We start from the raw sequence: 13194 nt of genomic DNA on the forward strand, positions 1-13194 counted from the left end.
ACGCTCTGAGTCAGGACTTTATATAGTGTTCGGCAAACCGTAAAGTCCTATAAAACAAATCATTTTGACTTCAACTGGCAGCAATTATTTCTCAAAAAAGTACTCTATAATTTACAATATATAAATAGTATATTGCCTATTATTAAAAACAGAGATCACGTCTTATGAATACAATAATTGGTATACCATCTAACCATTTTATAGCCTCTTACATGACCGAAATTGCCAGATCGGTATGTTTAAGTATAAACATAATTTTTGATGTTCAACAAGTTGAAAAGGTCTTAAAACAACAACCTATTGATTGGATTTTATTTGACATCTATGAAAAATCGACAATTTATTTTGATGTTCTTCAAGAATTAAGATTGCGGAACCAACGTTTCCAATTAGCGATATTAGTAGACAATAGCGTAAATTATACAAAAAATTATCGACTATCATATTCAGGATTTAAAGCCCGATTTAGTCTGTGGTTTTCATGAATTACCACAATGTTTAAGGTTAATTTCCCTGGGACAGCGCTTTCTTCCGTCATTACCCCCCAAGTCGCGAATGCATGCTATACAAGGATGGAATGAATTGACTGGGCGCGAAAAAGAAGTACTGTGGGAATTAGCGGAAGGCAAATCTACAGCAGAAATAGCCGGTCTATTATACATTAGCACCAAAACAGTCGAAAACCATAAAGCAAGTATTTCTTCGAAGCTAAATGTAAATGGAGGGCCGGGGTCTTTGTTAAGATTCATTTTTAAAAACAAAGTAGACATTTTATCAACTAAATATTAAATACAGAGACAAAAATAGGTAATCTACCCTAAAAATATACATAATATCACTCATGTAGTAAAGGAAAGGCTTTGTGAATTTTACAAAAACACTATCGTAAAATTTACATCCTTGCTATCATGAGAAAAAGAATCTACCTTGCAGGAGGAAATCGTGCCTTAATAAACTTAATAGCATTATTGACGCTATTAAGTTTACCATCTTTTCGATTTAGTAACATAAATAAGGAAGAAAAATTCCCGACTATTTTGCTAAAGAATATGGAGAAACCCGCTACATACGTACTTGAAAAGAGCCGAAACCCGGGAAGCGGTAAATCCAGGAGATCGATTCTTTCTCCTTCCTATCCATCCCCCAATCGCAAATCAGCCTCCTCGGGTAGCGATCCGATTCGTTTTGTCTTTTACACCAATAAAAAGCAGGTCAGCCTTGGTGAAGAAGTGGAATTAACGATAACGGCTCACTACATGGCCATGCATCCCGGCTTGCTAGCGACCTTTCCCGGCTCAAATGCGTTTAGCCTCAAAGTGCTCGTCCCAGACGGTTTCGTTCAAACGGGCGGTGACTATGTCGACCTCATCGGTACAGAGCTTTCAACCCAGCGGAAAACGGTTACCTATTCTCTCAAGGGAAAGTTTGTTTCAATTTCCAGCAATAACACCTTCCGCTTGCTACGAAGCCACAAGGACGCCGGTGCTGACAGCAAATTTATTGAAAAAGGCAAATTCCAGATTCATTGCCACAACTCCGCCGAGAGCCTTGCCAATGCTGGGTCTTTGAAAGGATCGCGAATTGCTGCTGAATTAGCTTCACTTACCGGTTGTTACATTATCCGATCTAAAAAAACCGGTCAATTGCTCCAATCGCTATCCGGCGATGTGGTCGAACAACGAACCGCCAACAACCAGGCAAACCAGATATGGAAAGCTGAAAGTGTAGGAGCCAATCAATACCGGTTCACCACGCAGGATGGCTCCGGCAAAACCATGCAGGTCAATGCCGCCAGCCAAGGCGAATTAGTCCGAATCGGAACCTACACCGGAGCCGATTTGCAGAAATGGACCCTTCAAAGCGACAACAACGGCAGTTACCGGCTTATCACCTCCAATGGACTTACCTGGGATATGCGAAATTATGGCGCAGAACCACAGCTTCAGTTGTGGGGTAACCTCACCGAAGATTTCGCCGACCAGCGTCTGTTTGGCTTCGAGTCTACTGGTTGTCCTACCGCCCCTCCTGCAACCGGTTCCTGCACCACCTTGCGAAATGCCGACTCTCCTGCCAACCTGACTAGCGGTTTGACTTATAAGTATTATCAAAGCATTGCCAATAACGACTGGTGTTCGGCCACCGGATTCAGCAACCAGGCTATCGTTAGCTCCGGCTCAGTTGGCACCATCAGTCTAACGCCCCGCCAACGCGATGACCATTTTGGCTTCGAGTTTGCGGGATACATCCAAGTACCGGCTGATGGACAGTATACCTTCTTCATCACCAGTGATGATGATTCCCAACTCCTGATTGGGGACCAGTTGATCGCTGCCGACCGGGGTTGCCACGGCATCAACTCAACAGGCCAGGAACCCAATGGGAACATTTGTCTGCGGGCCGGTTACCACCCCATCCAGATTCTTTACAGCCAGGGAACCGAAGGCTTGGGATTAAAAACATTCTGGCAGGGTCCCACCTTTGCCAAACAGGAGATCCCCGCCAGTGCTTTGTTTCGCAGTGGAAGTGCTACTGTAGCCTGTAACTTCGTTGTCAGTGCAACGGCACCGGCCACAGCGGGTTGTGGCAGTGCCATCACACTCAATGCCCCCTGCACAGGATCTGATTGCGACGGAGTTAGTTATCAATGGAGCACGGGACAAAATGGCCAATCAGTCAACACCACGGCCGCTGGCAATAATGGCACTACAACATATGCGGTTACTTCCAGTAAAGCCGGATGCGATACCAAAACCGCTCAAACATCGGTCACCGTTAACGGGTGTGAATCATCACTTACAGGCTGTTACGTTATTAGATCCAAAAAAACTGGTCAGTTGCTCCAATCACTGTCCGGCGAGGTGGTCGAACAACGAACCGCCAATAGCCAGGCAAACCAGATATGGAAAGCCGAAAGTGTAGGGACAAATCAATACCGATTCACCACGCAGGATGGTTCCGGCAAAAGCATGCAGGTCAATGCCGCCAGTCAAGGCGAATTACTCCGAATCGGAACCTACACCGGAGCCGATTTACAGAAATGGACAATCCAAAGCGACAACAACGGCAGTTATCGAATCAACACCTCCAATGGACTTACCTGGGATATGCGAAATTATGGCGCAGAACCACAGCTTCAGTTGTGGGGTAACCTCACCGAAGGTTTCGCCGACCAGCGTCTGTTTGGCTTCGAGTCTACTGGTTGTCCTACCGCCCCTCCTGCAACCGGTTCCTGCACCACCTTGCGAAATGCCGACTCTCCTGCCAACCTGACTAGCGGTTTGACTTATAAGTATTATCAAAGCATTGCCAATAACGACTGGTGTTCGGCCACCGGATTCAGCAACCAGGCTATCGTTAGCTCCGGCTCAGTTGGCACCATCAGTCTAACGCCCCGCCAACGCGATGACCATTTTGGCTTCGAGTTTGCGGGATACATCCAAGTACCGGCTGATGGACAGTATACCTTCTTCATCACCAGTGATGATGATTCCCAACTCCTGATTGGGGACCAGTTGATCGCTGCCGACCGGGGTTGCCACGGCATCAACTCAACAGGCCAGGAACCCAATGGGAACATTTGTCTGCGGGCCGGTTACCACCCCATCCAGATTCTTTACAGCCAGGGAACCGAAGGCTTGGGATTAAAAACATTCTGGCAGGGTCCCACCTTTGCCAAACAGGAGATATCTGCCAGTGCTTTGTTCCGCAGTGGAACTCCAACTACAGTGGGTTGTAATTTTGTCGTCAGTGCCACAGCACCGGCTACAGCTAATTGCAGTAGTGCCATAACCCTCAATGCCCCCTGCACAGGAGCTGATTGCGACGGGGTTAGCTATCAGTGGAGCACGGGGCAAAATGGTCAATCGGTCAACATCACGGCCGCTGGCAATAATGGCACTACAACATATGCGGTTACTGCCAGTAAAGCCGGATGCGATAATAAAATTGCTCAAGCCACTGTAACTGTTAGTTCTTGTCCCAGCAGTACAAACGTTGCCACTAAAACGTTTATGATGACCTCTATAGTTGGTGAGGAATGGAGTGACAAAAAAGACTATGGCACACGTAAATACGTAAACATGCCTGAACCCGGATCTAATTTGCCCTCACCCCATCGTTTAATACCTCCTAAAAACTCAGATCTTAAAGTAACAAAGATTAGGAATATTGCAAAAATAATGGATTACTGGCAACAACTGGGCGGAACCCATGTGTCAATGCCCATGAAATGGGATGATACAGAAATGAGTCCAGGGGAGTTTGAGTTCCGTCATTGGGACTATATATTTGCTAAAGCCGATAGCCACGGACTTAAAGTAAATATTAACATCTGGCCATTATTGGATTTTAGTCAACCTCCTGCTAGTTCGCAATATAATACCAGCGCACCATGGCGCTATGAGGGAGCAGATGCTGCCCAGAAATTTGTATCAGATGCCAATGGGGGGCATACTGAACCTATAAATCATTTCATGAGCTACCATTCGTCCAAAATGGCGAACTACCGACGATGGCTGAACGGTGTGGCCAATTACCTGGCGACGAAAGCTAACCTGATTGGGTATGTTGCTGTTGTAGTCAACCACCACAAAGAGGCAAATTATTACCTTAATGCTTATACAGATTACCACCCCAGCACGGTAAGTGCCTGGCAAGATTGGCATGATATTACTTATTCAGGACGTCCGAATCCTCCTGTTGATGGAGGGTCAAGTTTAAATCACAAACGCTGGCTTCAGTTCCGATCGAAGGTTCTTATAGATTTTGTTAAGGAATGGGTCGGAATTTTTAAAGCCAAAAATATCAAAACAGTACTTGACGTCGGAAGCTTTACCGATAGTAATGACAAACGGGGTACTTGGGCTTTGTTAGGAATGCTTCCTCCGGAGTTGGATGGAGTAAAACATAACCCTGGCTATAACTATCAGTCGGCTTTTGAAACCCGTATCGTAGCAACTGCACGACCTTCACTTGCGTCAGTGGAATGGAGCAACGAATGCAATGAGCAACCTTGTCCGTCAACTCTTGTACCTACTTTAATTGACAAAATCAAGACCAGTATCGACGCAGGAGCAACTGATATTTCATTTGCTATCTTTGATTTACCTCTTGATTATTTCCCCCCTGGAAATGATTTAGAGCAAGTTGTGAATGCGCTCAAAAATTCAGGGTATTGGAATAAAACTATACAATCACTTCCGAATAACTGTGTGATGGAGGTAAAGGTAACTGATGCACTCAATAATGGCTCTTACAATGGGGGGAGCATTATCAATATTTTTAACAACTTCCAGAACAATAATAATGGCTGCGTGACGTGGCCAGCCATTAAAGTAATCGATGATTTAAAGAACTTAAATTAATTCTTCGGGGGATCGAATCAACAAAAACACACTATATAGTGTGTTTTTGTTGATTCGATTTAGTATGAAACGAATCCCCTCTGATCTATCTATACCCTATTTCTGCCATCGAAAAAAAGGTATCCCCCGAAACCAACAAACTTAATCACGGCCTAAATGAGTCTTTTACCGCAAACCATAATGAATAAGGCCTTCCAAGAAAAAAATGGAATGAAGCCCACTTCTCTTCTCTAAAAAAAATACAAATTTCAACTGGCGTTGGGCACAAAAAACTGGTTCGACTAAACATGGTTAATGATCAAGTCAACCCAGTCCGACATCTCGGTGAAGGCTATGCCGTAATTATGGCTTCCCAGAAAGACACATTTCTTCTGTGGTCAATGGTGGCTCCAACTGGTTTACGAAATTTTATTAAAACCGGAAACCACTGTTCAAAAGGATACCGGGTTGAAGTTGAATTAGACCCCAAAAAAATACCAAAGGGCATCTATTTTTTCCATCAATTTTATTACTCGTGTGAAAATGCAATTGCGAGAAAAAAACCCGACGGAAAAATCATTGTACTGTAAAATGCATGAGCATACAATTTACAATACAATATTTTCCCTTTATGAACATTTAAAGATTTTTATCACTGATCAAGGCTACTCACATGAAAAAATTATTTATCAAAAATAAATCTTATCCCACAATCACCGCATCTTCATTTTTATTTTCCTATGAATATTCCCTACTAGCGGTATTATCTATTCTTTTACTCGCGCAAAAATTGCCGTTTATTTTTTATAATGATCAGCTAAATCCTGACGAAAGCCAGATGCTGACTCAAGCAATTACATTGGCATATGACCCGGTTTTCTGGCGATCAGTCGATGGCACAACTGGTGGCCCAATCAACAGTTATCTTATCTTACTCTTAAAGTACATCGGGTTTTCATTTGATTATTTTACGCTCCACCTGTTATCCGTCGTCCTCATCATCATATCCCTTTTTACAACGTATTGTACATTGCGTCTTTTTTACGATTTCAAATCGTCATTTTTAAGTTTATTGATCCCATTTCAATTTTTCTTTTTTACAAATCACGGCGATTTCAACCATTACAATAGTGAATTGCCTTCTGTCACCTTACTTACGGCAGGAGTCTTCCTATTGGGTCAAATTTTCCGCTCTGCGAAGAACTCATTTTTACTAGTAGGGACATTAGGCCTTGTTTGTGGCCTTGTTCCGCTCGCAAAATTACAAGGGGGGCCACTTGCTTTCCTATACATTTTTTGCGCCTTCCTGGCTATCATAAAAGGCAAACTTTCTACTTTACGAAAATCCTTATTGATCGTATCAATGGGATCCGGAATAATGATCGTAGCTACATCATTGTTTGTCTACCTCATTTATAATCATCTCATGTACGATTTTTACATCATGTACATTAAAACAAATCTTAGTCATTATAATCCGGGAAATAGCTTTCAATCATTCATAAAACTATTCTTTAAATCGTCGTACGACTACGTGTTCTTTCTGATCTCTTGTTTTCTTCTATGGATTGTAGCGACAATTATGGCTTTTAACAATAGGATGTATTCTTTTTTTTACAATAAAAAACTATGGTTTTTACTTCTGAACGCTACCATATCATTGCTTGTCGTAACAAAAACTGGTTATATATTTGAACATTATCTCTTTTATACTATTTTCCCAATCACATTACTCACCGCCTACAGTTTAAATCAAATCCTGGAATCCGGAAATAATCAGGAACAGGCCTACCGGAAAGTGGTTATCCTCAGCATAGGATTGCTCATTGGCTCCACTTTAGTATATGCCTTAAAGCTCCCCAGGAAGAATCAAAACTTTACAATGACCTCTACTCCCCTCCATGAAAAACGAGTTGCCAGATTGATCAAAAAGTATTCAAAACCAACCGATTGTCTGGTGGTCTGGGGGTGGAATATGCGGTATCATACCTTGAGCGGATTGAGGCAAGGCACAAAAGAAAACCATTCGATTCGCTGTATGACCACAAATTCGTTGGGGGCGATTCATGATCCTCAACTCATTGCCTATTACGGGAGAGCGTATATAGATGACCTAAAACGAAACAATCCTCCCGTCTTCATTGACGAAGTAAAAGCAAACCGTTTTTTTGAAAATCCCGAATGGGTTGTACACGAAAATATCCCCGGGTTAAAGCAAATTATCGCCGATAAATACCAGTTATTGACCCACGAATCCGGCGTTTCGGTTTACATACGCAAAGGTCTTTTGTAGACCTACGAACAACATTTCGCTTTAAATACGATCTCAAAACTGATACAACAACCGCGCCCGCATCCCGGCCGAAGTCCGGTTCAAACTAAACTGCGAAGACAATAAAGGGCTTGACAGATACGGATTGGCCTGAATGACCCAGTGACTCCATTGCTTCTCGACAGCAACCCCCACGAGCCAGTTGTTGTAGACCCCGGGAGAACAATCTTCGTAGAACTTTTGCGCCATAAATTCATACGGCCCCATGCGGTTGGTAAACGAAATTTTCTCGCGGGCTTCCAGACTGAAACTCGCGCCAACGGATGGCGTAATCGTAACAGAGTTCCCGACCGGCAGACGATACCCAAAAGTGATCGGTAACTGCCAGCTCTTTCCACTGCGGGCAATGTTCAAAATTTCAATGCGCTTGTCCCCAGGCACTTTACCCGGATAATCCCGCCGGAATTCAGTTTTTTTCTTGATAAAATACTGTCCTTCCGTAATGTACTCCTCGCCCGAAACGCTCAGGCGCGTCAATCCGATGCCAATCGTCAAACGATCCCCCATCAGAACTTCACTCGCCAGCCCGTAACCCGATTGACCGCCACTCAACTGCGCACTGCCCCCAATCCGGACGTGAACGAAACGCTGCCGTTCTTCTACCACCGGTTTTGAACCCGAAGTGGTGGCTACGGCCGAATGTGTTGCCAACGGACGGATTCGGCGGACCCGGCGCTGGTAGTTTTCGACATAATAACTGGAATCAATTTTCAATGCCCGATTCAGCACCGGCTCCCAGGAAATAGAAGCTGATGAGGACGAACCGGCTGGCGACCCGGCATTTCCCGGAACATCTACCGAACCCGAAGAACCACTTGACAACGGCCGGGAGGTTTCCAAACCGGCGGGTTTCTGCCGTCCCGAATACCGATCCGGGTTCCGATTCCAGCGGTCTGTAGCGGATTTCGGCAAACGGCCCGAAGGAAGTGTATTTGGCTCCGATTGCTCCGCAGGCACACGACCGGTTTTTGAAGGATCCGATTCCAATCCATTCAGCCCCGTTTCGGATTCCGTCAGACGCTCTTTTGAGCCGGATCGACCCGATAAAGTACTACCTTCCAGCCGGTTGCGTTCCCGATTCGGATTTGAAGCTGATTCGATTGACGGGCTTTCGCCGGAGCGATCCGTTGCCGCCGGATCGGTTTCTGAACGGTTGGCCAACTCACGATCATCATCCTGCTGAACCCCTGGGACAGAAGGCGATAACCGGGGTGATGGAATCGATACTTCGCGTGTTATGTAGACCGTGTCTGTTTTTGGCCCTTGAGCAACCGGTGTTTCCAGCGGAGCCTGTTGCAGAATCGTGACAGTATCCTTCAGAGACTGAACGGTTTGCTCCAGTTTCTGATTGGTACGGTATTGCCACACCGCCAGAATGACCAGCCCGGCCACCGTGGCGGCACTCATCATTGGCACAAGCCACTGCGTAACCGCCCCGCCAATGGAAGGTACGCCATTGCGACGCAGAACAGACCGAAGATGCACCCAATCTGTCTCCTGGAACGGAGGGTCTATTCCCTCCAGCTTTTGTCGTATATTTTCCTCAAATTTATCAGTTTTCATAGTAACGAATAGGAATCGCGGGGTCGGATGGAAACAGGTGTGGGTACGCAGACCGGATGGCCTGTTGAAGACGTTGCCGCGACCGTAAAAAATGCGAACGGATCGTGGCTTCGTTGCTCTGTAACACCTCGGCAATTTCCCGAAGACTGTAGCCATCTACTACATGCATCGAAAACACAGTACGGTAGGCCGGTGGCAGTTGCTGCACCAGCGCCAGAATTTCGTCGGCCGAAATCTGGCCTATCACATCGTCTTCGAACGGCACATCCTGACCGGCCTCCAACGAACTCATGTCTAATTTGTGGTATTTACGGTAATAACTGATGGCGGTATTGATCAGAATCGACCGTAGCCACGCTTTGAAAGGATGCGTGGCATCGTATTGATGGAGCCGTTGAAATACTTTGAGAAAGCTCTCATTCAACACTTCTTCGGCCTCCTCCGTCGTAGCCGAATACCGCAGGCAAATACTTTTGGAATAGCCATAAAATTTTTTGAATAAAACACGTTGAGCCTGCGCATCATGGTTGCGGCAGGCTTCAATAACACTATCTATATCGTTTTCCGCGAAGGAGGGGCGCTTTCGGAAGAACAAGGCCGTAACGATTTAAGTAAATGATTCACTCATACCATCCCATGTACGTCAAAAACCGGGCGACTGTTGCAGCGGTTAACGACTTTTTTTTATTTTTTTTCACTCCCCTAATTTCTATATTTTTTTCGATTTGGTCTGCAACGGTGCCGGTTTTCCCGGCGTAATGTCAATTGTATCGTCGAAAAAACCGGTTCGCTCCCGAGTGGTTCTCCCGCTTTTTCCGACTTCGAACCTGAAATTCTAAAGCAATGAAAATACATCTGTTGGTCATTGCGGATAGTCTCCATTACGACTCGGGCCTCAACTCCCGGCAGAGCTACATCGATCAGTTCGTGCAGCAACTGGAACGCGGGGGGCAGGAAGTAATCGTGACCTACCATGCGCCGATGGCCATCAGCACCATCGCGGAAGTGTTGCAGCGGGTTCCGCTCCGGCGCTATGACCTGATCATTCTGCAAATTGCCAACCGCCACCTGCGCGATTCGCGGCTGGCCCTGCGCCCCACCGCCGGAACGCGGTTCATGGAGCATGTGATGGCGTGGAAGTTACGCATCCAATCCGTGCTGGGTGCCATTCGGCCCCTCAACGAAGTATACGCTCATTTGTCGATGATCCTGGAAACCCTCCGGTTTCACCGCAGCCGGGTTATTCTGATGACCCCTTTCCCCCACCGCGAACCGGTCAGTGGCTGGTTGCGACGCAAGGGCAGTGCCATCCTTAAAAGCGAAGGACAACACCGGGGGTTCCGGGTATTCGATGTGCAGGCACTGGTCGATTCCCGCGAGGAGTTTTTCAGTACCGGCGACCGCGAAAGGCTCAACGCCATCAGCCACGAACTGATCGGACGACGGCTTTATGATTTTTACCGAACCGAACCCAGCATGACCACCGGCCCTTTGAAACAGGACACCTAATTTGTTACTCTGCATTACCAACCACCATCATATATAGACAGCAAAACCATGAAAAAATCCCTGTTCATCGCCTTGACCGTTATCGTCGCCGGCCTATACGGCTGCAATCAAAGCCAGCAAACCGTCACCCCGGACACCGATTCGGCTATCTCGGCCACCAGCACCGCCCGGCTGGCGTCCGACAGTTCCGGATTCTTTTGCAGGAAGAACATTACGAAAATCGCCGTAACCGACCTCCCAACGTCTGTAAGCAACTACCTCTCTACTAATTATGCCGGCGCCACCGTTGACTATGCCGCTAAAGATGACACGGGCAATTTCCTGGTAGCCATCACGCAAAATGGCGAAACCAAAGCCCTGTTGTTCAACGCTGACGGCACCTTTAACGAAGAATTAGCGCTGAAAGGCGGACCCGGCCGTAAAGGGGGTTCGCACGGAAAAGGGGGTGGCAAAAAAGGATCGCTGGAACAGATTGCCGTCGCTGACCTGCCGTCTGCCATCACCAATTACATCAGTACAAATTATGCCGGCGCCGAAGTGAAAACCGCAGCCAAAGACAGTACGCGTGGCTATCTGGTGATGATCGTGGTCAGCGATCAGGCCAAGACCCTGCTCTTCAACACCGACGGGACCTTCAACAAAGAAGTTTCCAAACCGTTGCGCGGCAACTTTACGTCGGTTGCCGTGGCAGATTTGCCCGCTGCCGTTACGACCTACATCACGACGACGTATGCGGGTTCGACGATTAAAGATGCCGCCAAAAATGCCGAAGGGCAATTGGTGGTCGTTGTGAAAACCAGCGATGGAAAACCGGTAGCCCTGCTTTTTGAGGCCGATGGCACCTTCAAGCAGGTGCTGAAACAACGGCGTTGAAAAGTCAATTGGCATCCTTCTCCGAAAACAGGATGCGGAGCGGTGGAGAAGGGTGCCAATTGTTTTGGTAAATGACTTATCCTTTTTGAATACAACCTGAATTGAAACGCTATGAAAAATAAACTGCGCAGTGTCCCTGCCTGGTGGGGAATGGTTTTGCTTTCCGTTACGCTGCTGGCGGGTTGCCGCAAGGAAACGGACCTCGTTGAACCAACCACCACGACCACTACAACCGCCGAAAACCAGACCATCAACAAGTGGATTCTGGAAAACATGCGGGAGTATTATTACTGGAATGACAAAATCCCGGCCAGCCCGGATCTGACGCTCGCGCCTTCCGACTTTTTCGATTCCATTCTCTATTCCTACGACGCCACCGCCCGACCCGACGGCGACCGGTTTTCATGGATCGAAGAAAATGCGGACGACCTGTCGGCATCGCTGAGCGGAGAATCGACTACCACCGGCATGGAATTTATGCTCTACCTGCGCTCGCAGGGTTCTACCAACGTGATTGCGCAGGTTTTATACGTTTTGCCCAACTCCCCGGCAGCCGCTGCGGGCTTCAAACGGGGCGACATCATCAGCAAAGTGAACGGTCAAACCATCACGACGTCCAACTACGTTTCGTTGCTCTATTCGGGCGGCACAACGTTCTCCTTTGGTCTGGCCGAATTGCAAAACAGCACGCTGGTCGATACGGATCTGACCCGCGCGGTAACGGCTACGGTTTTTCAGGCCAACCCGGTTTTCATGGATTCGGTCTACACCGTTGGCGGAAAAACCGTCGGCTATCTGGTTTACAATCAATTTGTTCCGGCGCCCAACAACAGCAACGGTTCGGAATATGACGATCAGGTCGATGCCATTTTCAGCAACTTCAAAGCCAAAGGCGTTAACGAACTGGTGCTGGATCTGCGCTACAATCCGGGCGGCTATACTTCGTCATCCGCCAATCTGGCCAGTTTGATCGGAAAAAACATCGACCGAACCAAAGTCTATTTCCGCGAAGAATGGAACTCTACCCTGACGCCTTATCTCCAGCAGGAATACGGCGATGAGTTCTTTATCCAGCGGTTTGTTATCAAATCGCAAAACATTGGAAGCAACCTCCAGCGGGTTTTTGTGCTGACCACCGACGGAACCGCTTCGTCCAGCGAATTGATTATCAACGGACTGCGCCCTTATATGACCGTAACGACCATTGGCACTACAACCTATGGCAAAAATGTGGGGTCTATTACGATAGTCGATGATTCCGGAAACATTAAATGGGGTATGCAGCCAATCGTTTTTAAGTCATTCAACAGCCTCGGCCAGTCCGATTATTCCACCGGTTTTACGCCCGCGGTGGAGGTTCAGGAACCGCTCAATTTACAACCATTGGGCGACGTCAACGAGCCCCTGCTCAACGAAGCACTTTACCAGATTACCGGAAGCCGCATTGCCCGGCGGGGTGTTGCCGAACCCAACCGCCTGCCCGCCCTGGGGTCGTCGATCCAGCGGAAAGCCGGCGGAGGACGCATGATCAAAAGCTTGCCAACCTTTAAACCCAGTACCCTATAAAACACCTTT

8 protein-coding genes are annotated in these 13194 nt (G+C 47.1%); 6 read left to right on the forward strand and 2 right to left on the reverse strand.

Features of this window, described 5'->3' with window-relative positions; all coding sequences use genetic code 11:
* Positions 1-555 precede the first annotated feature (555 nt).
* The 3 genes from ACS5NO_RS16005 (at position 556) to ACS5NO_RS16015 (ending at position 7635) form a co-directional block, all read left to right on the forward strand.
* Entirely contained in the window at positions 556-789 is a 234-nt protein-coding gene (locus ACS5NO_RS16005; protein ID WP_439416098.1) for a response regulator transcription factor, read from the forward strand.
* Positions 790-908: 119 nt separating this feature from the next.
* The gene (locus tag ACS5NO_RS16010; protein ID WP_439416099.1) at positions 909-5363 is read left to right on the forward strand and encodes a PA14 domain-containing protein; all 4455 of its coding nucleotides are present in this window, start codon (positions 909-911) and stop codon (positions 5361-5363) included.
* A gap of 652 nt (positions 5364-6015) precedes the next feature.
* Positions 6016-7635, forward strand: a complete 1620-nt coding sequence (locus ACS5NO_RS16015; RefSeq protein WP_439416100.1) for a glycosyltransferase family protein — start codon at positions 6016-6018, stop codon at positions 7633-7635.
* A 33-nt stretch (positions 7636-7668) separates the two neighbouring features.
* Here ACS5NO_RS16015 and ACS5NO_RS16020 read toward each other — a convergent pair whose 3' ends face one another.
* Positions 7669-9237 carry a hypothetical protein gene (locus ACS5NO_RS16020; RefSeq protein ID WP_439416101.1) on the reverse strand — a complete coding sequence of 523 codons (1569 nt, stop codon included), beginning with the start codon at positions 9235-9237 and terminating at the stop codon, positions 7669-7671.
* The gene (locus tag ACS5NO_RS16025; RefSeq protein WP_114409068.1) at positions 9227-9832 is read right to left on the reverse strand and encodes an RNA polymerase sigma factor; all 606 of its coding nucleotides are present in this window, start codon (positions 9830-9832) and stop codon (positions 9227-9229) included. The genes ACS5NO_RS16020 and ACS5NO_RS16025 overlap by 11 nt, the downstream gene beginning before the upstream one ends.
* A 248-nt stretch (positions 9833-10080) precedes the next feature.
* On the opposite strand from ACS5NO_RS16025, the gene ACS5NO_RS16030 reads away from it, so the two are divergent.
* The 3 genes from ACS5NO_RS16030 (at position 10081) to ACS5NO_RS16040 (ending at position 13185) form a co-directional block, all read left to right on the forward strand.
* Positions 10081-10746, forward strand: a complete 666-nt coding sequence (locus ACS5NO_RS16030) for an SGNH/GDSL hydrolase family protein (protein ID WP_439416102.1) — start codon at positions 10081-10083, stop codon at positions 10744-10746.
* A 48-nt stretch (positions 10747-10794) separates the two neighbouring features.
* On the forward strand, positions 10795-11619 hold the full coding sequence (locus tag ACS5NO_RS16035; protein ID WP_439416103.1) for a PepSY-like domain-containing protein: 825 nt from the start codon (positions 10795-10797) through the stop codon (positions 11617-11619).
* Between the two features lie 111 nt (positions 11620-11730).
* On the forward strand, positions 11731-13185 hold the full coding sequence (locus ACS5NO_RS16040; RefSeq protein WP_439416104.1) for a S41 family peptidase: 1455 nt from the start codon (positions 11731-11733) through the stop codon (positions 13183-13185).
* Positions 13186-13194 lie beyond the last annotated feature (9 nt).

Source organism: Larkinella fluvii (assembly GCF_051857545.1).
In the GTDB taxonomy this organism is placed as follows: Bacteria; Bacteroidota; Bacteroidia; order Cytophagales; family Spirosomataceae; genus Larkinella.

Coding starts and splice junctions, on each gene's coding strand:
- ACS5NO_RS16040 (WP_439416104.1), top strand. CDS start 11,731: ATGAAAAATAAACTGCGCAGTGTCCCTGCCTGGTGGGGAATGGTTTTG.
- ACS5NO_RS16030 (WP_439416102.1), top strand. CDS start 10,081: ATGAAAATACATCTGTTGGTCATTGCGGATAGTCTCCATTACGACTCG.
- ACS5NO_RS16005 (WP_439416098.1), top strand. CDS start 556: ATGCATGCTATACAAGGATGGAATGAATTGACTGGGCGCGAAAAAGAA.
- ACS5NO_RS16010 (WP_439416099.1), top strand. CDS start 909: ATGAGAAAAAGAATCTACCTTGCAGGAGGAAATCGTGCCTTAATAAAC.
- ACS5NO_RS16035 (WP_439416103.1), top strand. CDS start 10,795: ATGAAAAAATCCCTGTTCATCGCCTTGACCGTTATCGTCGCCGGCCTA.
- ACS5NO_RS16020 (WP_439416101.1), bottom strand. CDS start 9,237: ATGAAAACTGATAAATTTGAGGAAAATATACGACAAAAGCTGGAGGGA.
- ACS5NO_RS16015 (WP_439416100.1), top strand. CDS start 6,016: ATGAAAAAATTATTTATCAAAAATAAATCTTATCCCACAATCACCGCA.